Here is a 20,663-nt window from a genome sequence, read left to right on the forward strand (position 1 = left end):
TAAGCCGCATTGTTCAGTCTCTTCCTTAAAACCATACTCAAAAATGAGTTTACTGGCGGCCATTCACGATGATGCGACTCAGTAAACAGCTGGCTCGACAACTCTGCGCCTTAGCATTCTTCAGCGGGGCTCCTCATGCAGAAATGAACTGGCAACAGCATTGGCAGTTAGAAGCCGAGAGTGGTTTTAGTCAAGCCTCAACCAGCCCCCTATTTGCTAGCCAGAATCAAACCTTTAACGATATGGCGCTGCGTTGGTTCCCTCAAACTAACCAGTGGCAGGCTCAGTTGGTTGCCCTCAAGCAAAACCAGCAAACACAATTACGAGTAGCCGAACTATTTTGGAGTGGCGAAGTTAAGGGAAAAAATTTGCTGATTGGCAAGCAAAGGCTCAACTTAGGTGTCGGTTACGGCTTTCGTCCCTTAGACATATTTTCACCCTATCAACGTAATCCTATCGCCATTCAAGTTGAGCAAGGACTTGCCGTTGTAAGTCTTAGTCAATTTAGCGATGCTGACGAGCTGTCCTTATTTTATACCGATGCCTATCTTAGCCATGATAGTGCAGCTTTCGCCCAGCGCGGGATCGGGATCCGCAATTATCGACTTACGGGTCATCAGGAATGGCAAGGTCTAGCGTATGTCGATAATCAGCGTGGATTAAACCTAGGTGGCAGCTGGATCACCACCTTAGGAGATGCTTGGGAACTGCACGCCGAATCTCGCTACCAACAGTATTACAGCCAAATGATGAGCCGCCTTGATTTTCCCCCTTTGGATAGACAAGCGGCGATTATTGAGCAGCAATTTGCAAATGCTTGGCAAACCTTATTTGGTATGACTTGGACAAACTTAGTGGGTGATAATCTGATTATTGAGTATTGGTTTGATAACCGAGCCCTCAGCCTTCGGCAATGGCGAGCCGTGACCCAGCTAAGCCGTGACTTGCAAGTATTAGGCTCGCAATTTGATCCGCTACGCCTTTCGCAAGCGGCGGTATTTCAAGGAAATAATCTAGTTCAACATAATTTGCTACTGCACTGGCACCGCGATCTGACAGACTGGCAGCCCGCCCTCGACCTACTATTCTCACCAAGCGACGGCGGACTAATCAGCACTGCAAAAATCAACTATGAATTCAGTCAAGGTTGGACGCTAGGGGCTCAGCTGCGCTATCTTGGAGGCAAGAATGATGCGGTGTATCAACTATTGCCTGAGCGTTACATCGGCTTGATAAAATTAGAGGCACGCTTTTGAAGACTCAACCCTTTTATTCATTATTACGTTCGCTGTTGATTTGTGCGCTATTTTCACTACCGATCGCCTATATGACTCATGCAATTTGGGGTGGCCATTACTCGATGCATTATCGGATTGCAATGAGCTATAGTGTCGTTGGCACCTTCAGCAGTATGTTTGTGAGAGCTCGATTTCCAAAACTCTCTCATCTTTGGAGCTTCACCCTCAGTGCCACTCTCACCCTAAGCATCGGAAGCCTGCAAGTCTGGTATTGGATTAATCCTTATTACAGCAACATTGATTGGCCACTGATGCTAAAAATAATATTGATCTCTTTGGTCTTTATCAGTGTCGTGTACTACTATTTTTTTAGCCGAGAACAGAACTTAGCCATGCTCTCGGCGCTTCAGCAAGCCGAACTCGATAAAATTCGGGCTGAGCAAGCGCTCACCTTAAGCCAACTAAAACTCTTGCAAAGCCAAATTGAACCCCACTTTTTATTTAATACTTTAGCCAACTTAAAGGCGCTGATTGCACTCGATCCAGAGCAGGCTCAGCGACTCCTCGATACCTTGACCGAATTACTGAGGATCACCTTGAAGAAAAGCCGCCAAGCAAGCATTAGCGTCGCCGACGAACTGACTGGCATCCGAGCTTATTTAAGCATTCAACAGATCCGTTTAGGCGAGCGCTTAAGCTTTGCCATTGAACTCACCGATGGTGACTTAAGCCAAGCTCAGCTACCGCCAATGCTATTGCAACCCCTAGTTGAAAATGCGGTATTTCATGGCATCGAGCCTAAACCCGAAGGTGGTGAGGTACGAGTGAAAATAGCCATGTTGCAGCAACGCTGGCAGATTCAAGTTTGTGACAACGGGCTTGGCATCGATAACAAGCAACGACAAGGCAACGGACTTGCCTTGAATAACATTCGACAACGATTGGTCAGTCTTTACCCCGAAAATCAAGCACGCTTGAGTTTAAGCGCTCAAACAGGCGGAGGCACTGTGGCCACTTTGGAATTTCCATGCGAGGCATAGTTGTTGCTAACAAGCCGCGACGGCGCTGCCACCTGAATAAGGACAAGGTGCTGGCCAGAGCTAAGTTATATGCGAGAGTACCCGACTCAGTCACATTGGTTCACAGCCCTAGCCGCTGATGGCATTGGCTCCCACTTGTGCTTAACCCTAGAACTGGAGTTTCTATGCGAGCCATAATTGTTGATGACGAACCGCTACTGCGTTTCCACTTGGATAAGATGCTTGCCGAGTGCTGGCCAGAACTTGAAATTGTTGATAAAGCAGGGGATGGTCCCAGTGCATTGGCGGCGGTCGAGCAATTAGGTGCCGACATCGTATTCTTAGATATTCGGATGCCAGGAATGAACGGAATAGAAGTCGCACAGCAGCTCAATCAACAAGCGGATCCTCCGCAGATTGTATTTACCACCGCCTTCGACCAATATGCGATTCAAGCCTTCGAGCAACAAGCCATTGATTACTTACTGAAACCAATCGATGAGCAACGACTGTTACGCACCTGCCAACGCTTGAAAGCACAAACCCGCAGCAAAAACACGTTTGACTTACCAGCTCTGGTCTGCGCTCTCGAACAAAAGTCGCAGTATCTACAGTGGATCAGAGTCAATAAAGGAGAAACTTTGGAATTGGTGGCTGTTGACAATATCTTGGCTTTTATTGCCGAAGATAAGTACACCACGGTGCGCTGCCAACACGCAGAATATGTTATCCGCACCCCACTCAAAGAACTCATCAAACAACTTGAACCAGAACAGTTCTGGCAAATTCATCGCGCAAGCTTAGTGCGAGTGAGTGCCATTAAGCAGGTGAGCAGAAACTTACTTGGTAAGCTGAGCGTATGCCTGAGCGATGGTCATGAGTATCCGGTTAGCCGTAGTGCGCATCATCTGTTTAAGGCCATGTAGCGATGCTCACATCAGGTTTGTTATCGCACTTTAGCTTTCCCAAAGTGACGATGCCCTGCTAAGCATCTAGCCTTAGATGACCTCTTTTCACCAAAATAACCGTGTCTTGTTCGGCAAAAGGATGGTGTTGACTCAAGTGCGGGCTACGTAGCCAAGTATGTTGTGGGTAACGACCGTGTTCATCTTTCAACTCCCCACTAACCACCAGCAATTCTTCGCCGCCAAAGTGATGGTGAGTCTTAATCACCTTACCTGCAGGGCATTTTACTAGCGCGACTTGCTGTTGTTCGAACTGATGTAAAGGCAGCACAGCAAAGCCACCGAAACCAGACAGCCAAGGCTCGAGATTACTATTGATCCGCACTTCACTCGTATCGGCCAGAGCAAATTGATTCAGCTTCACAAACAGAGTACAGCCCAACTGACTAAAAGGACGATGTTTGCTCCCCGGTGGATTTCGCAAATAAGTACCTGCCGGGTAGTCTCCCTGTTCATCAGAAAAAACCCCTTCCAGTACCAAAATTTCTTCACCTAAAGGATGCAGATGTTCGGCAAAATGAGACTTGGCTTGGTATTGAACAATACTGGTGACATGACCCGATTCTTTGGCCGCACGCTCCAAAGGTTTACGCAATACGCCTATCGATGGGCTAGTTTGCCAGGCCATTTGCTGGGTATTAATCGCCACCGCTTGGTTAAAGTCCATATTCAACATACTCGATCCTGTAAGTTGCTCATAAAACTTGCCCATTAGACTCAGCCTATTTCAACAAAAATGCAAGTATTAAACGATGCTAATTAGCAGCTAAACTAACTCGGGCCACCCGCCGAAACCTCCTACGCCCTTGGCGAAACCTCCTACGCCCTTGGCGAAACCAAGATATAACCGCTCATCGCCTTGAACTGCAATTCATCGCAAAGCACTGTCCCCGAGTCGTCTCTCACTTAGGCTTAAACGGTCACTTTCCAATCCCAAGGATGAATCATGAAAAAACTAACGCTCGCAAGCCTATTACTCATCGTGAGTTACTCGGCCATGGCAGATTTAGAGCCACAATTACTAACTCGTTATTTTCAAGCCGCCCAAGGCGATTATTCTGAGTTGGAGCAACTCTATCAGGAAATGCAAACTGCTCAGCAAGGGCAACCCGGCGATGCATGGGCGCTGTTTTATTTGGGCGCAACGGAAACGCTAAAGGGTGATGATGCCTGGCTACCGTGGCGCAAACTTAATTTCACCGCAGATGGCTTGGCTCGAATGGACAAAGCCCTCAATATGATAGGCCCCAACCACTGGCAACAACAATATCGCAGCCTGCCACAAGCGCTGTATATGCAGGCAATGGCAGCCATTACCTATAGCAGCGTACCGCAATTTTTTAACTACCAAGAACGCGGCTTCGAGTTATTTCGCCAAGTCCTCGCGGATCCTCAATTACTGAACGCTCCCGGACAGGCCAGCACCTGGATCTACAGTTTTGCCATTGAAACGGCCCTCAAGCAAGACCAACAGCCACAGGCCCAAGCGTGGTTGAAGCAGCTGCGAGCCAGTGGCATCGATGACTCGTATAGCCAACAAGCCGAACAATTATATGCCCAATATAGCAAACGCTAAGGAGCTATCATGTTGCAACTCAACAATATCGCCAAGTCTTATCAAACTGGACAAGTAAAGTGCCAAGCTTTATCGGGCGTCAACCTCCAGATCAAACACGGTGAAATGGTTGCCCTCTGCGGCCCATCGGGCTCTGGTAAGAGTACCTTATTGAACATCTGTGGCTTACTCGACTTGGCATATCAAGGTGAACTATATTTTGACGGCGAGCATCTTCACAACAATGCTCACCATTGTATGTTACTGCGCCGACAGCAGCTCGGCTTTATCTTTCAACGTTTTAATTTGGTGCCCGTGATGAGCGCCTATGAGAACGTGGAATACCCCTTATTACTCAACAAAATGAGTGCAGCCACTCGCCGCAAAAAGGTGTTACAGATCCTTGACGCCGTCGGTATGTCGTCTTTTACCCAGGCGAAACCCGAATGTTTATCGGGCGGTCAACAGCAACGCGTCGCCATCGCCCGAGCGCTGGTTCATCAACCTCGCTTGGTGATTGCCGATGAGCCAACCGCTAGTCTTGATAGCGTGAGTGCTCATCAGGTGATTGAATTGATGAAAAGCATCGGTAAAGCGCAACAAACCACCTTTGTAATCGCAACTCATGATAGCCGTATGAGTCTGCATTGTGAGCGACAAATACGACTTCACGATGGGCAAATACAAAGTAGGGGAAATCGCCAATGCGTCGCTTAAAACATGCGCTACTCAATGTACAACGTAATCGCCGTCGCAGCCTCATGTCACTGCTTATAATTGCGATTGCGGTGTTTGCACTGCTCAGTGCCGGCGGTTTCGGTTTATTTACTTACCAATCTTTGGCCGAAGCCGCCGCTCGCGAAACTGGCCATCTTACTTTGTCTAATCGCCAATACCTAAGTCAACAAGAAGACTATTCTCTACAGTTTGGTTTAAACAATTGGCAAGCACAACGCGATAGCTTACTCAGTTTCGCCGCAATTAAGGCTGTACAACCGCGCATCGAATTTAGCGGTTTGATTAGCCACGGCGAGAAGTCTGCCATTTTTGTTGGTCAAGGAGTACTAGCCAGCGAGTTTAGCCAAAAGGGGCCATTTCTGACGCTAAAATCTGGCAAACTGCTCTCCGAAGCTGAAGATCCAACGCAGCCACAAATCTTACTTGGAGACACACTGGCAACTTACATGCGAGTTCAAGTCGGCGATTGGCTGACTTTACTCGCCACCACGAGCGAAGGTGCTTTGAATGCTTACGATTTTAAGGTGCAGGGCTTGGTGTCCACCGGCGTACCTGACTTGGATAAACGCTTGGTTTACACCTCTCTAAGTTTAAGCCAAGCCTTATTGGGCAGTGATAAAGTGAGCTTGATGTCGGTATTTGCCTTCGCTGATCAAGATATTCCAACTTTACAACGACAAGTGGAACAGCAATTTCCTAGCCTGTTGGTCAGGCCTTGGTGGCAGCAAGCTTTTTTTTATGATGCGGTACGCAACTTATATAACCGCATTTTCAGCGTATTGGGCCTAATAATGGGATTAGTGGTATTTGTTTCGTTATTTAATACACTTAGCATGTCGGTCACCGAACGGACTCGCGAAATTGGCACCCTCGCCGCTTTAGGAACCGCCCCCTCCGAACAACTAAACGGTTTTGTCTTAGAAGCGGTGATATTAGCATTGTTTGGTGCAGCCCTCGGGATCTTGCTGAGCGCAGGGCTATCCCTAACGCTACTATTTGCCGATATTCAAATGCCCGCCCCCCCAGGACGTAGTGTTGGTTACCCCTTATTGATCCACTTTTCTTGGCCGCTCGCCGGCATCGTTGCCTTGAGCGTCGTGTTGATCTGCAGCCTAGCTTCAGCCATTGCAGCCCGAAAAGGTCTAAATAAACCGATTACAGAGGCTCTAATTTATGTTTAATTTATTGAAATATTGGTTATTTTTATGTTTATTGCCATTTAATGCTGCCCATGCCGACAGCGAAATCCAGCAGCGTTTATTGCAAGCCGACTCTTATCGACTGCAAAGTCGTTCGGCCAAAGTAGTGACCATCGTGAGTCAATATAAGCACCAACAACGAACCAAGCAGCATCGCTATCATGTATATATTCGCCCAGAACAAAAGTCACTGGTGGTATTTAAAGCGTCAGCCGAACGCGGCCAAAAATTACTAATGTTGGGTGATAAATACTGGTTATTAATGCCCAATAGTCGACGGCCGATTCGCATAACACCAATGCAAAAACTACTAGGCGAAGCCTCGGTTGGTGATATCTCGACGCTCACTTGGAGTGAATCTTATCGAGGCAAAATTGGCGACTCTGCCGAGCTCAATGGCAAACCCGCTATCAAACTACAATTGCAGGCTAAAACCAGTGGAGCCACTTATCAAAAAATAGAGCTGTGGGTGGAGCAAGCCAATAACTTTCCACTTCAGGCCGATCTTTACTTAAGATCCGGGAAACTAGCCAAACAAGCCTATTTTAGTGCGGGTCAGCGCGATGGCAGAATCGTGGTACAAAGCATGACTCTGATAGATAGCATTCAAAGCTATAAAAGTACCCAGATTGACTATCAATCCGTCACCGACTATCGCTTAGCCGACAAATACTACAATCCAGCTTATCTCAGTCAACAATCATTAGATCAATTGTAAATTCACATTTTAGATTGTTTTCACCCCACCGAGTCACCCGTTTATTCGAGTCTCTCGGTATTACTCTCCCGCCCCTCGCCCGTGAGGTATTTACAGTTAAATACCTCACGAATTAACAAGTTTAAGGACATTCTTCACCCAGAAACCTACCCAGCCCTTGTTCCCTGCGTTTCAGCTGGTAAAATCCCTCCCAGAATTTTTAAGTATCCGAGAAAGAGCAACCCATGGGCAGAAGTTTTGAAGTACGTAAGGCCTCGATGGCCAAAACCGCAGGTGCTAAAACCAAGGTTTATTCTAAATACAGTAAAGAAATCTATGTTATCGCTAAAAACGGCGGTGCCGATATCGACGCGAATCTGCAATTACGCAGTGTAATTGACCGCGCCAAAAAAGATCAGGTACCTAGCCATGTTATCGATAAAGCCATAGAGAAAGCGAAAGGTGGTGCAGGTGAAGATTACGTACCAGCCCGCTACGAAGGTTATGGCCCTGGCGGTTGTATGGTGATTGTTGACTGTTTAACCGATAACAACAGCCGTACCTTTACCGACGTTCGTCAAGCTTTTGTTAAAACCAAATCAAAAATTGGCAACCAAGGCAGCGTGGCTCACATGTTCGATCACCAAGCAATCTTTGCTTTTCAAGGTGACGACGAAGATGCCATTTTAGAAATCCTATTAATGGATGACGTAGAAGTCACTGACGTAGAGTGCGAAGACGGCATGATTACCGTGTTTGCTCCTCATACTGAGTACTTCAAAGTTAAAACTTCACTGATAACAGCGCTACCAGAACTAGAGTTTGAGATGGAAGAAATTAGCTTCATTCCGCAAAACTACACCAAAATTAGCGGTGATGATGTGGCGATGTTTGAAAAATTTCAAGCTATGTTGGACGACTGTGATGACGTACAAAACGTTTATCACAACGTGGAACTTGACTAATACCAATTGAAATCGGTTGATGATCAAAAGTTACCCGCTTAAGATCGACAAAACAAGGCTGAAATTGAAGTCACCATTACCGGACGCCCAATTTCAAAAACCATGCTTCTCGATTTTAACCTGCTACTATGATCAGCATCTTGTTTCGCTCGGTATAAACTCAAGTGGACCAACCAAGCCTGATACACTCAGGCTTGGGGGACTTTAAAACTTGCTTCCCTCTGCATCTCATTGCACACTGAAACAATCTAATAGCAACTTAAGCCTTTGGTATGAGCAAACTTGATGCGGCGCAAGATCAGCAGTGGCGACAACAATTACGCCATCAGATCCGCCAACAGCGCGGCAGCTTAAGCCCCACCCAGCAGCAACAGGCCAGCCAAGCAATCCTCGAATACTTACAAGCGGATCCCACCCTAGTAAAACCACAACGAATCGCCTTATATTTAGCCTTTGATGGGGAACTGGATCTTTCATTAATTATCGACTGGTTGTGGCAGCAAAACAAACAAGTCTTTGTCCCTTTAGTCGACCCAAATACCAATGGAAACATGTGTTTTCATCACTATCATGCCAACACACTGATGCAACAAAACCGCTTTGGGATCGCCGAACCCATTTTTGACCCAGCGGCGGTCATTGCCGGCCAGCAATTAGAACTGATCTTAACCCCTTTGGTTGCTTTCGATGCCGAGGGAAATCGACTGGGTATGGGCGGTGGCTATTACGATCGTTTATTGGCGAATATAGAAACCGATCCCCCGCTGGTGGTTGGCTTGGCTCACGACTGCCAGCAAGTCGATGCAGTTCCTGTTCAGGTATGGGATCAGCCCTTAAAACGGATCCTCACCCCCAGCAAAGACTGGCGCTGGTAAGCGCCTAATTTAGCTCACCCGACGCGCAGCCTAAAAACAACAATCGACATTGGCGTTCACCTTTGTGCTTGGTTATACTGCGCGCCAAATAGCCAACTTATTGGCAAATTCTCACAACTATCGCTTCGGAGCATCGCAATGACACAAGATGAAATGAAAAAGGCCGCAGGCTGGGCCGCCTTAGATTACGTACAAAAAGACACGATTGTTGGTGTTGGCACGGGTTCTACGGTTAATCATTTTATTGATGCTCTCGCCACCATGAAGAATCAAATCATCGGTGCCGTATCCAGCTCTGAGGCATCAACCGAAAAACTATTGGCTTATGGCATTGAAGTATTCGACTTGAATAGCGTCGACCAATTGTCTATTTATGTCGATGGAGCCGACGAAATTAACGGCCAAAATCATATGATTAAAGGCGGTGGTGCGGCATTAACCCGAGAAAAAATTGTTGCAGCGGTCGCCGAAAAATTCATTTGTATCGTCGACAATACCAAACAAGTGGATGTTTTAGGTGAGTTTCCACTACCAGTAGAAGTGATCCCTATGGCTCGCAGCTATGTGGCGCGTGAATTGGTAAAACTGGGAGGCGATCCAGTATACCGTGAGGGAGTTGTCACCGATAACGGCAATGTTATCTTGGATGTACATAGTATGAAGATCATCAACCCGCTTGAAATGGAACGTGATATCAATGCTATTGCTGGTGTCGTGACCAATGGCTTGTTTGCCGCTCGCGGCGCAGATCATGTGGTGATTGGTACTCCAGAAGGCGCTCTAAAACGCTAAATAAGCAAGCGAACAAAAAAATGGGTGCTTTCTGCACTCCTTTTTTTGTGACATATTCCAACCAGTCTCAATTCGTCTCTAATTACTGCCAGCCAAGTACAAATATACCAAATATAAAACTATCAATCATGGCAAACTCAGTGTTTTAGCCGAAACATGAATAAATTTTGATGTAATAAAATTACATTCCCTAAGTGGTGCTTTTTTGCTAAATTTACTCGCTCAAGCGGTAACATGGGTTTTAGGAAGCAAACATGGCAAAGTATTCGTTAGGCAAGGAAAAAATTAAGGTTTTGTTATTAGAGGGTCTGCACCCGAGTTCATTACAGTCCTTTCAATTAGCTGGTTATGAGAATGTAGAAATGATCAAAACTTCGCTAGCAGAAGACGAACTGATAGAGAAAATCAAAGATGTTCATTTCATCGGTATTCGTTCTCGCACCAACCTCAACGAACGAGTGCTTGCCGCCGCGAATAAGTTAGTGGCGATTGGTTGTTTCTGTATTGGTACGAATCAGGTTGACTTAGCCGCCGCGCAAAAAAAGGGCGTTCCCGTATTTAATGCTCCCTTCTCTAATACCCGTAGCGTTGCCGAGTTGGTATTAGGTGAAATCATCTTATTGTTTCGCGGTATTCCAGAGAAAAACGCCAAAGCACACCGCGGCGAGTGGATCAAATCTGCGGATAATTCTTTTGAAGCTCGCGGTAAAAAATTGGGCATCATCGGTTATGGTCATATTGGCACCCAACTCGGGATCTTAGCTGAAACCCTAGGCATGCAAGTCTACTATTACGACATCGAAAGTAAGCTATCTTTGGGTAATGCAAGCCAAGTAAATGACTTAAACCAACTCTTGGCGATGAGTGATGTGGTTAGTTTACACGTGCCTGAAACCCCCCAAACCAAATACATGTTTGGAGAAGCTCAATTTGCAGCAATGAAGCAAAATTCAATTTTAATCAATGCTTCACGCGGTACTGTAGTCGATATCGAAGCGCTGGTTGCTGCTTTAGAAAGTAAAAAATTAGCCGGGGCAGCTGTCGATGTATTCCCAACCGAGCCAAAATCAAACAAAGAAGAATTTGTCTCTGCGCTACGTGACTTCGACAACGTCCTATTAAGCCCCCATGTTGGTGGTTCAACTCAGGAAGCCCAAGAGAATATCGGCATCGAAGTGGCTGCGAAACTAGCCAAGTACTCAGACAATGGTTCAACGCTGTCAGCGGTTAACTTCCCAGAAGTGGCTCTGCCTGAGCATACGGGCACCAGCCGCCTGTTACACATTCACCATAACCAACCGGGCGTATTAACCAAAATCAACTTAGCTTTTGCTGAAGATGCGATCAACATTGCTGCTCAATATCTACAAACCAATGCTAACATTGGTTACGTCGTAATTGATGTAGAAACAGCACAAGCAGATCAAGCGATAGCGAAACTAAAAGAAATTGAAGGTACAATACGCGCGCGTATTTTGCATTAATTTGATTCGCTAAGTCGCAAAAAAGCCAGTCTAAATGCTGGCTTTTTTTGTGCCTATAGAAAACCAGTCTAGGCAAATTACTTGTACAAGACTCAAATTGCTATATTCTTAGTGTACTCTGTTTCGTCACTTATCCTAGATAGCTGGCTTAGCCTTCTTAATCCCTTTGGATAATTATGACATCAGCACTGCGGCTTCGTTACCAAACTATCGAGTTTGGTAGTACCGACATTCACCTTTGCACCTTGCGTGACAATCAGCAATTTAGCGACCCAGATGGTATCGCATTAAAATTAGGGATTTCGTCAGCCACTTGGCCATTATTTGGTATTGTTTGGCCTTCAAGCATGGTACTGGCCCATCATATTTCAGACTATCAAACAGGCAACAAACGCATTCTTGAGATAGGCTGTGGTATTGGGCTTTCTAGTTTATTGCTTAATCAACAAAATGCCGATATTACCGCGACCGATTACCACCCCGAAGCAGAGTTTTTCTTGCAGCGCAACACCTTACTTAATGGAGATAAATCCATTGACTATCAACGAGTTGATTGGGCAGACAAGCGAGATCATTTAGGTCGGTTTGATTTAATCATCGGCAGTGATCTGCTTTATGAAGATGAGCATATTAAACTACTGGCAAATTTCATTGAAAACCATGCCAACCGTAAATGCGAAGTGATTTTAGTTGACCCCGGTCGAGGTCGAAAAAGTAAGCTGAGTCAATGTATGACCCAATATGGATACCTTAATACTCATGAAAAACCGCTACATACTGACTATTTAAATACGCCTTTTAAAGGGCATATCTTGAAATTTTGGCGTGATAGTTAAATCAAGCTGGCAAAATGATAGTCCAGTGCACATGTTGATGTGATTCAGCTTCGCGCGAAATTAGCCCTTAGGGCGACTCAATAAACCTTTGCAAATAAGCCGGAACTTGGTGTTTACCATAGTATTTTTCAACCACCTTTAAATATTGGCCATTCTCTTTAATCATCTGAAAACCAAGCCAAAAAATGTCTTGTAAATGTTTATACTTATGAGAAAAAATGATATCTCCTTCGTCAATAAATAAGGGATCCTCAGCCTGCGCAAATTTACTGACATCCTCGGGGAAATGCTGCTTAATGACAGCCCATCCTCCTAGCTCGGTGGCAACAAACATATCATCGCGTTCCGCATACACTTTTTCCACATTTTGATGCAAAGTTCGAACTAATTCTGGTTCAATATTGGCTTTAGCAAACTCTGGGAGTAAAGCACCACCACGAATATAACCGATTTTATAGCCTTGCAAATCACGAAGCTCTTGGTAGTCCAGCCCTTGAGGGAAATGGCTCTTTAAATAAAATAATCGGATATTAACGGCGTAAATAGGTATATATGATATTTGCAACTTCGCATCATCATAGTAGAACCAATTATGAGTCCCCAGGGCTCCGGCGACCGCGTTAGTTGCAACGGCCCGAACCACTCGGGGCAGAGAGTAAACCCGATAATTAACCTTGATTCCCACTGCTGCGAAGGCTGCGCTAGCAAGTTCAGAAAGAATCGCTTCTCGACCTCCCATTAACGGTGGATAGTCTATTGTCGCCAACTCAACGGTATCGATATCTAGTTGAGGGTCCGCTTGAACTCGGCCAGAGGTCACGATGAGAAATGTAATGAGCATTAAGCAAACGCTCCTGAGTCGTCTTGCAAAACAAACCTTCATCGCTCATCACCGCCTTGCTATTAGCTAATAGGGCTGAAATCCATAAGTTTTGTAAGTATAACCAAAGAAAGCAAAACACCTAATTTTTACATCGCAGATGCTCACGACCACGACCCACACCTTCGCCGAGTATCTTAAATTAGTAAATGTTAAATATGTTTAGGATCGCCGATTAACTTACACTCTAAATAACAAGCAAACAAAAGCTGAGGAAGAGTTTAAAAGTCATATCAAGTGGGAATGCCAGCCTCATTCAGCTGTTTAGTTAGATCATTTCCGGAGGGGTTGCGCTAGAGCGAACCAATAACTGAGTTGGCACGACCGTATCTTGGTTAACTTTACCACCTGTCAATATTTTTAGTAGGGTATGCATCGCTATTTTACCAATATCTTCTTGCGGTTGGCGAATGGTCGTGAGTTCTGGATTAGTGTATTCGGCAAACAGGAGGTCATCAAAACCTACGATAGATAATTGCTGTGGTACTTTAATACCAAGCTGAGTCGCAGCCTTCATCGCCCCTAACGCCATCATGTCATTAAAACAAAATAAAGCAGTCATCGAGTAATGCTGCTGTAAACGCATAAACGCACTATAGCCAGACTGAAAACTAAAATCCCCCTCCTCAAAAGCCGCTTCATTGAGCGTATATCCAGCTTGAAGTAGAGCATCTTGATAACCCGCTTTACGGTCAATACAGATAGGATTTTCCATGGGACCGGTAATACAAGCTATTTGGTGATGCCCTATATCCAGCAAGTAATCCACCGCCCGTTTAGCCGAACCTCGATTATCGATGCGGACCGTTGGTATAGGAAAATCGGGAAAATATTCACAAGCCATAACCATTGGAATGCTCGTCCCTTGTCGGATCTCCATCGGTAGCTCGGCAGTTAAAGAGATAATGCCGTCAGCCTGCTTGCTGCGGACTAAGTCCATATATTCTTTGGCTTGTTCTACAGTGTGGATTGAGTCACCGAGTAATACTTTATAAGCATTTTGTAAGGCAATCTGCTGTATACCACGCACAATATTTGCAAAAAACATATTGGCGATATCCGGCACAATAATGACCACCGTTTTCGATTCACTTCGCCTCAGGTTACGAGCGATAACATTAGGAGCGTAGCCCGACTGGGCAATCGCCAGCTCAACCTTAAGCCGAGTTTTATCCGATACTTTTGCTGGATCCGTCATAGCACGAGAGACCGTAGCAGTTGATACTCCAGCAAGCTTGGCAACATCTTTTATGGTTGGCATGAACAGTCCTAGTTGCTAATAACACCAGCACAAAGCTTCGGTCGACGCTCCGTAAGTCCATCTAAATGTAACGGATTACATCGGTTTTTGCAAAAGCGCTTTACGCTATTTGCTTTACGGATAACGTTTCTTAACCGGTGACCATTAAAGCTCAACATTGATCACATTTACGCAACAACCGCTAGATAAAAGCCAACATCTTGTATAGATTTTATCCACCAATGAAAAAAACACATGACGAAGCGAAATAAACCACCGGAGTAAATGAACAACATGATAACTCTTAAAATGCAAAAATGTAATCGATTACATTTGTCATTACTGATTCAACGGATCGATAAGGAATACCGATGAAAAACCTACAAGGACCCGCGCTATTTCTGGCTCAATTTGCCAGTGATGAGCCCCCCTTTAATACCCTCGATAATATTGCCCGTTGGGCTGCAAGCTTAGGTTACAAAGGGGTACAAATACCGAGCTGGGATAAACGTTTATTTGATCTGGAGCGCGCCGCCAACGATTTAGCATATTGCCAACAAATTTTAGCGCTGCTTGACGGTCACGGTCTCACCCTGACCGAATTATCGACTCATTTACAAGGCCAACTGGTGGCAGTACACCCCGCTTACGATGAAATGTTTGACGGCTTTGCCCCCGAGCAGTTTTACGGCAAACCGAAAGAGCGTCAACAATGGGCTGTCGAGCAATTGTTACTGGCAGCAAAGGCATCACAAAACCTTGGGCTTCACGCCCACGTCACTTTTTCCGGAGCCTTGCTATGGCCTTATATGTACCCGTGGCCACAGCGTCCAAAAGGGCTAATTGAAACGGGTTTTGCCGAACTCGCTAAGCGCTGGCTGCCCATTTTGGATGCCTTCGACCAAGCTGGTGTCGATCTATGTTATGAAATACATCCCGGAGAAGACTTACACGATGGCGTGAGCTTTGATCGATTCTTAGCTGCAGTTAAATACCATCCACGCTGCAACATCCTATTTGATCCGAGCCATTTTGTTTTACAACAACTCAATTATTTAGACTTTATTGACCACTACCACCCACGTATAAAAATGTTCCATGTCAAAGACGCTGAATTTAATCCAAGTGGCCAACAAGGTATGTATGGAGGCTACCAAAGCTGGAGTGAACGAGCTGGCCGATTTCGCTCCTTAGGTGATGGGCAGGTTGATTTTGTGAGCATTTTTTCCAAGCTGGCACAGTACGACTTTACTGGGTGGGCTGTGGTGGAATGGGAATGCTGCCTGAAACATCCTCAAGCTGGCGCTGCCGAGGGAGCAACCTTTGTCAAGAGAAACCTCATTCAGGTGACCGATAAGGCCTTTGACGACTTTGCCGATAGCGCAATCGATCAAGCAGCCAACTTACGCATTTTAGGTTTATAAGGAACAAGGTATGACTAAGATTAAATTAGGCATGGTTGGCGGGGGAAGTGGCGCATTTATCGGCGCAATTCATCGCATAGCCGCCCGTTTAGATGATCAATTTGAGCTGGTCGCTGGCGCCCTCAGCGCTGATCCGAACAAAGCCAAACAATCGGCAGCAGAACTTGGTATTGAACCGACACGCTGTTATCTCGATTATCGAGACATGGCCGAAGCCGAAGCTGCACGTAGCGATGGCATCACAGCGGTAAGCATTGTGACACCAAATCACTTACACTTCCCGATTGCGGAAGCGTTTTTACAGGCTGGCATTCACGTCATTTGTGACAAACCAATGACCTGCTCACTACAAGAAGCCTTAAGCCTGCAAACATTGGCCACTCGAAGCGGAAAATTATTTGTATTAACGCATAATTATAGCGCCTACCCGATGATACGGCAGGCCCGCCAAATGGTCAGCGAAGGGATCTTAGGTAGACTGCGTTTAGTTCAAGTCGAGTATGCCCAAGATTGGCTGACCACCGCCACCGAAAATAGCGGTAATAAACAAGCAGCTTGGCGCACCGACCCCCGACGTTCTGGTCCTGCGGGTTGTTTAGGTGACATTGGTACCCATGCTTTCAACTTAGCCACCTTTGTCTCTGGCTTACAAGTCGAACAAGTCAGCGCAGAACTCACCAGCTTCGTCGAAAATCGAATATTAGACGATAACGTACATGCAATGCTGCGTTTTGAGCAAGGTGTACGCGGTATGTTGTGGAGTTCGCAAGTCGCCCCCGGCAATGAAAACGGGCTGCGGATCCGGGTCTACGGTAGTGATGGCGGTTTAGAATGGGCGCAAGAGCAGCCCAATCAGCTAATTTACAGCCCCTTTGCGCAACCAAGCCGGATCTTAAGTCGAGCTGGTTATGGTTATCAATCAGGATCCCCCCATTTAGTTAGAACGCCGGCAGGCCACCCCGAGGGTTACCTCGAGGGCTTTGCTAATTTATATCAAGAAACCGCGCAAGCTATCCGACTGTGCGCGGCAGGAAAATCTCCCACTGAAATCTTTGCCAACAGCCTATTACCGGGCGTAAAACAAGGTGTTGAAGGCTTACAATTCATCAATGCAATGTTGTTTTCTTCACAAAATAACGGCCAGTGGACCGCTTTGGAGAATGGGCATGAAGCAAGCTGAACCCATTCTAAGCCTAGAGAAAATCAGTAAACACTTTTCTGGGGTACCTGTATTAGATGGCATTAGTGCACAGATAATGCCCGGCGAAGTGATGGGGATTTTAGGCGAAAACGGAGCTGGAAAATCCACGCTACTGAAAATTATTTCCGGTATTTATCAAAGTAGTGGCGGTCGAATTTCAGTCGCCGGAAAACAAGTAAAGATCAATAGCCCTAGCGATGCGAAAGCACTCGGTATCGCCATGATCCCTCAAGAATTTAACCTCATCGCTAGTTTGAACGTATTTGAGAACATCTTTCTTGGGCAAGAACTCAAGGGGCCAATATTACTCAATAAAAAAGCGATGCGCCAACGAACTCAAGAGTTATTAAGTTTACTTGAAACCGAGCTATCAGCAGATGCCCTGATTGAGCAACTGAGTGTCGCCGAAAAACAGATGGTCGAAATAGCCAAAGCTTTGGTTAATGACGCTCGACTGCTGATTATGGATGAGCCAACAACCGTGCTCACCAGCCAAGAAGTCACGGTGTTATTTAAACTGATTGAAAAGTTAAAAGCGCAAGGTGTCACTATTTTATTCATCTCGCACAAGCTTAAAGAGGTAAAACAATTATGCGATCGGCTGATGATCTTGCGTGATGGTTCACTCATCACGATTGAACAGGTAAGCGAAATCAACGAACAAGACATGGCCCGTAAGATGGTTGGTAGAGAACTTAATCAAGTATTTCCTCTGCGCTCCGAAATTCAATCCCAGCAAGCACTAGAGATTCAGCAGCTCTCAATCAAAGGCCTGCTGCACGATATCAGTTTTAGTGTACGCCGGGGTGAAGTTCTGGGTTTTGCTGGCTTAGTCGGTAGTGGCCGAACCGAAATGGCAGAGGCAATCATGGGCCTCCGCCGACGCCATTCTGGAAAAATATGGGTTCAGCAACAAATGGTATCGATCCATAACATTAAGGATGCCCTAAAACACGGTCTGGCTTACTTAAGTGAAGATCGCCAAGGCTGTGGCCTTACCATGAACTTTAACCTACCCGAAAACATCAGTTTGATTTCTTTAAGCCAATACTGCAAAGGCTTAATTAATCATCGTAAAACTCACCAGACAGCCGAACACTATGTGAAGAGATTCGATATTAAAGCCGCGTCATTAAATAGCGAATTATTGTATTTGAGCGGAGGGAATCAACAAAAGGTTTATCTGGCGAAATGGATGGACACCCAACCACAAATTTTAATCCTCGATGAACCCACTCGGGGAGTGGATGTAAATACCAAGAAAGAAATTTATCACTTTGTACAAAACCTTACCGAACAAGGCTTAGCGGTCGTAGTGATTTCCTCCGATATGGAAGAGTTAATAGGCCTTGCTCACCGGGTACTGGTGATGCGCGAGGGTCGGATCCAAGGCGAACTCAAGGCCCAGCAAATTAATGAACAACAAATTATGTTTCTGGCAGCGGGGCTAACCTCACAAGCGACCACCACCACACTTCAACGACAGGAGAGCGAGCATGAATGAGCTTGCAAAAATGAAAACTAAAAACCAGCCGAAGCGAGCAAGAACTTGGCTCAGCAGATTGCCAACACTTAGTATTTCAAATTGGGCTCCACTCCTCGCGCTGTTAATTTTGATCTTACTCTCGGCCTTAGCGAGCGAACACTTTCTGATCCCCAGAAACCTCACGAATGTACTACGCCAAGTCTCTTACACCGGAATTATCGCCCTTGGGATGACCTTTGTGATTATCGCTGGTGGGATCGACTTGTCGGTCGGTTCGATGCTGGCCTTGGTCGGTGTATTAGTCATTATGTTACTCAACTATTTAGGGGATGGTTGGACTAGCGTTGTCATCGTAATTGTCGCAGCAATGGCAATGGGAGCTGCCTTTGGGGCGCTCAACGGCTGGCTCACGACCAAAGGTAAAATTGCCGCCTTCGTTTCGACTCTAGCCACCATGTCTATTTTTCGCTCACTCACCCTTTACATTAGCGATGCTGGAGAAATGGTCTCGCAAAACTCCTATTACCCAGATCTCGGAGGGGGCTACTGGCTAGGTATTCCGATCCCAGTCTGGCTATTTTTGAGTTTAGCGCTATTAGGCCATGTGGTATTGCGCCACAGCGCGTTCGGGCGCCACCTTTGCGCGGTGGGCTCAAACCCTAAAGTAGCAACTTACTCGGCAATCAATGTACAAGGCGTGTACTTATTAAGCTTTGTGATTGTGGGGTTTACCGTGGGTTTATCCGCACTCATGCTTTCGTCACGGCTGAATTCGGTGAGCCCTGGGGACGCGGGCCTATTTTACGAGCTGGATGCGATTGCCGCGGTGGTGATTGGCGGCACTTCGCTATCCGGTGGCAAAGGAACCTTATGGGGGACGGTTATTGGAGCCATCATTCTGGGGATTATTAATAATATGCTGAATTTATTAGGGGTTTCTCCCTATCTACAAGGAACGGTAAAAGGCTTGGTTATTTTGATTGCGGTATTAATGCAATTCAAACGAGACCGCTAAAGCCACGCCGTCAATTTAATACGAAGGAGAGCAAGTCATGAGTTTATTACAACACATAGGAAAACTGCTACTGGGTATTGTGCTTGTCAGTTCGCTAAGCATCAATATCGCGATAGCAAAAAACCTCAAAATTGGAGTATCGGTACCCTCAGCAGACCATGGTTGGACCGCTGGGTTGCTGTGGTGGGCAGAAAAAGCTGCCAAAGATTTTAAACAGCAAGAAGATGGGCTGGAGTTTTATGTAGTCGCAGCCAGCTCAGGCTCAAAACAAGTGGGGGATGTGGAAGATTTAATGATTAAAGGGATCGATGCGCTCGTCATTTTACCCCACAATCCAGCAACGCTACAGAAAGTTATCGAAGAAGCCTACAACAGCGGTATTTATACCGTCGTGGTTGACCGAGAACTGGAAGTTCCCGCCCAAAATGTATTTATTGCCGGAGATAACGCAGGTCTTGGCAGAGTCAGTGGTGAATGGCTTGCAAAAGAAATGAAAAACAAAGGAAAGGTGGTTGTGATTGAAGGCATGCCCATTCCGATTAATAAGCAGCGAGTAGACGCCTTTAATCGAGTGATAGCGAAACATCCAGAAATCACCATATTAGACAGTCAGCCAGCCGATTGGTCGACCCAAAAAGCCTTGGCTGTCATGGAAAACTATTTACAAAAACACCCTAAAATTGATGCGGTATGGTGCCAAGATGACGATATGTTAAAGGGTGTGATGCAGGCAATCAAAGAATCTGGGCGCAGCGATATTAAAACCGTTTTAGGTGGCGCAGGTTCACAGGACATTATAGCCATGATCGTTAATGGAAACCCCGTGGTAAGAGCCACAGTGACCTATCCACCAAGCATGATTGCTTCAGGGATTGCGTTAGCAATTACCGGGTTACGTCATGAACATTTAGGTAGAATGTATCACAGTGCACCATCACGAGTGATTTTAGCGGCCGAACTGGTTGATACCCACAACGCCCAAGACTTTGTGGTAAGCGATGCCGCCTATTAAGTCGACCGACTAATCGTATATTGATGCAACTCTCCAAGTCAC

20 protein-coding genes are annotated in these 20,663 nt (G+C 46.0%); 17 read left to right on the forward strand and 3 right to left on the reverse strand.

Annotation, left to right across the window (positions count from 1 at the left end; translation table 11 throughout):
• Positions 1–68: 68 nt before the first annotated feature.
• From ACRRSY_RS18200 to ACRRSY_RS18210, 3 genes are all read left to right on the forward strand, one after another.
• Positions 69–1,256 carry a hypothetical protein gene (locus tag ACRRSY_RS18200; protein ID WP_432463773.1) on the forward strand — a complete coding sequence of 396 codons (1,188 nt, stop codon included), beginning with the start codon at positions 69–71 and terminating at the stop codon, positions 1,254–1,256.
• Positions 1,253–2,278, forward strand: a complete 1,026-nt coding sequence (locus tag ACRRSY_RS18205; RefSeq protein ID WP_432451838.1) for a sensor histidine kinase — start codon at positions 1,253–1,255, stop codon at positions 2,276–2,278. Before ACRRSY_RS18200 ends, ACRRSY_RS18205 begins: the two co-directional genes overlap by 4 nt.
• A 164-nt stretch (positions 2,279–2,442) precedes the next feature.
• The gene (locus tag ACRRSY_RS18210) at positions 2,443–3,183 is read left to right on the forward strand and encodes a LytR/AlgR family response regulator transcription factor (protein ID WP_432451837.1); all 741 of its coding nucleotides are present in this window, start codon (positions 2,443–2,445) and stop codon (positions 3,181–3,183) included.
• A 58-nt stretch (positions 3,184–3,241) separates the two neighbouring features.
• Here the strand turns inward: ACRRSY_RS18210 and ACRRSY_RS18215 are convergent, their stop codons facing one another.
• The gene (locus ACRRSY_RS18215; protein WP_432456142.1) at positions 3,242–3,898 is read right to left on the reverse strand and encodes a cupin domain-containing protein; all 657 of its coding nucleotides are present in this window, start codon (positions 3,896–3,898) and stop codon (positions 3,242–3,244) included.
• 270 nt (positions 3,899–4,168) lie between these two features.
• Between ACRRSY_RS18215 and ACRRSY_RS18220 the strand changes: the two genes are divergently transcribed.
• From ACRRSY_RS18220 to ACRRSY_RS18260, 9 genes are all read left to right on the forward strand, one after another.
• Entirely contained in the window at positions 4,169–4,798 is a 630-nt protein-coding gene (locus tag ACRRSY_RS18220) for a hypothetical protein (protein WP_432460068.1), read from the forward strand.
• Positions 4,799–4,807: 9 nt separating this feature from the next.
• On the forward strand, positions 4,808–5,494 hold the full coding sequence (locus tag ACRRSY_RS18225; protein WP_432463774.1) for an ABC transporter ATP-binding protein: 687 nt from the start codon (positions 4,808–4,810) through the stop codon (positions 5,492–5,494).
• Positions 5,482–6,696 (forward strand): ABC transporter permease, encoded by a 1,215-nt coding sequence (locus ACRRSY_RS18230; protein ID WP_432463775.1) that lies wholly within the window; start codon positions 5,482–5,484, stop codon positions 6,694–6,696. The genes ACRRSY_RS18225 and ACRRSY_RS18230 overlap by 13 nt, the downstream gene beginning before the upstream one ends.
• The gene (locus ACRRSY_RS18235; protein WP_432463776.1) at positions 6,689–7,432 is read left to right on the forward strand and encodes an outer membrane lipoprotein-sorting protein; all 744 of its coding nucleotides are present in this window, start codon (positions 6,689–6,691) and stop codon (positions 7,430–7,432) included. Before ACRRSY_RS18230 ends, ACRRSY_RS18235 begins: the two co-directional genes overlap by 8 nt.
• Before the next feature lie 224 nt (positions 7,433–7,656).
• Complete coding sequence (locus ACRRSY_RS18240; RefSeq protein ID WP_432451832.1) at positions 7,657–8,376, forward strand: YebC/PmpR family DNA-binding transcriptional regulator; 720 nt, start codon at positions 7,657–7,659, stop codon at positions 8,374–8,376.
• Between the two features lie 272 nt (positions 8,377–8,648).
• On the forward strand, positions 8,649–9,251 hold the full coding sequence (locus ACRRSY_RS18245; protein ID WP_432460073.1) for a 5-formyltetrahydrofolate cyclo-ligase: 603 nt from the start codon (positions 8,649–8,651) through the stop codon (positions 9,249–9,251).
• Positions 9,252–9,389: 138 nt separating this feature from the next.
• Positions 9,390–10,043 carry a ribose-5-phosphate isomerase RpiA gene (rpiA, locus tag ACRRSY_RS18250; RefSeq protein ID WP_432451830.1) on the forward strand — a complete coding sequence of 218 codons (654 nt, stop codon included), beginning with the start codon at positions 9,390–9,392 and terminating at the stop codon, positions 10,041–10,043.
• Positions 10,044–10,297: 254 nt separating this feature from the next.
• A complete protein-coding gene (gene serA / locus ACRRSY_RS18255) occupies positions 10,298–11,527 on the forward strand; it encodes a phosphoglycerate dehydrogenase (RefSeq protein WP_432451829.1) in 1,230 nt (409 codons plus the stop codon).
• 176 nt (positions 11,528–11,703) lie between these two features.
• On the forward strand, positions 11,704–12,363 hold the full coding sequence (locus ACRRSY_RS18260; protein ID WP_432460075.1) for a class I SAM-dependent methyltransferase: 660 nt from the start codon (positions 11,704–11,706) through the stop codon (positions 12,361–12,363).
• A gap of 67 nt (positions 12,364–12,430) precedes the next feature.
• Here ACRRSY_RS18260 and ACRRSY_RS18265 read toward each other — a convergent pair whose 3' ends face one another.
• Positions 12,431–13,204: a substrate-binding periplasmic protein gene (locus ACRRSY_RS18265; protein WP_432463777.1), complete on the reverse strand. Its 774-nt coding sequence runs from the start codon at positions 13,202–13,204 to the stop codon at positions 12,431–12,433.
• A gap of 307 nt (positions 13,205–13,511) precedes the next feature.
• Positions 13,512–14,504 carry a LacI family DNA-binding transcriptional regulator gene (locus tag ACRRSY_RS18270; RefSeq protein WP_432460077.1) on the reverse strand — a complete coding sequence of 331 codons (993 nt, stop codon included), beginning with the start codon at positions 14,502–14,504 and terminating at the stop codon, positions 13,512–13,514.
• A gap of 350 nt (positions 14,505–14,854) precedes the next feature.
• Between ACRRSY_RS18270 and ACRRSY_RS18275 the strand changes: the two genes are divergently transcribed.
• Genes ACRRSY_RS18275 through ACRRSY_RS18295 form a run of 5 tightly spaced genes read left to right on the forward strand, consistent with a single transcriptional unit; the run spans position 14,855 to position 20,621 of the window.
• Positions 14,855–15,907 carry a sugar phosphate isomerase/epimerase family protein gene (locus tag ACRRSY_RS18275; protein WP_432460078.1) on the forward strand — a complete coding sequence of 351 codons (1,053 nt, stop codon included), beginning with the start codon at positions 14,855–14,857 and terminating at the stop codon, positions 15,905–15,907.
• A gap of 10 nt (positions 15,908–15,917) precedes the next feature.
• The gene (locus ACRRSY_RS18280; protein WP_432460079.1) at positions 15,918–17,087 is read left to right on the forward strand and encodes a Gfo/Idh/MocA family protein; all 1,170 of its coding nucleotides are present in this window, start codon (positions 15,918–15,920) and stop codon (positions 17,085–17,087) included.
• On the forward strand, positions 17,074–18,612 hold the full coding sequence (locus ACRRSY_RS18285) for a sugar ABC transporter ATP-binding protein (protein ID WP_432460080.1): 1,539 nt from the start codon (positions 17,074–17,076) through the stop codon (positions 18,610–18,612). Before ACRRSY_RS18280 ends, ACRRSY_RS18285 begins: the two co-directional genes overlap by 14 nt.
• Positions 18,605–19,609: an ABC transporter permease gene (locus ACRRSY_RS18290; RefSeq protein ID WP_432451820.1), complete on the forward strand. Its 1,005-nt coding sequence runs from the start codon at positions 18,605–18,607 to the stop codon at positions 19,607–19,609. The genes ACRRSY_RS18285 and ACRRSY_RS18290 overlap by 8 nt, the downstream gene beginning before the upstream one ends.
• 37 nt (positions 19,610–19,646) lie before the next feature.
• Positions 19,647–20,621, forward strand: a complete 975-nt coding sequence (locus ACRRSY_RS18295; RefSeq protein WP_432460081.1) for a substrate-binding domain-containing protein — start codon at positions 19,647–19,649, stop codon at positions 20,619–20,621.
• Positions 20,622–20,663: the final 42 nt, after the last annotated feature.

This window comes from Agarivorans sp. QJM3NY_33, from assembly GCF_050870865.2.
In the GTDB taxonomy this organism is placed as follows: Bacteria; Pseudomonadota; Gammaproteobacteria; order Enterobacterales; family Celerinatantimonadaceae; genus Agarivorans.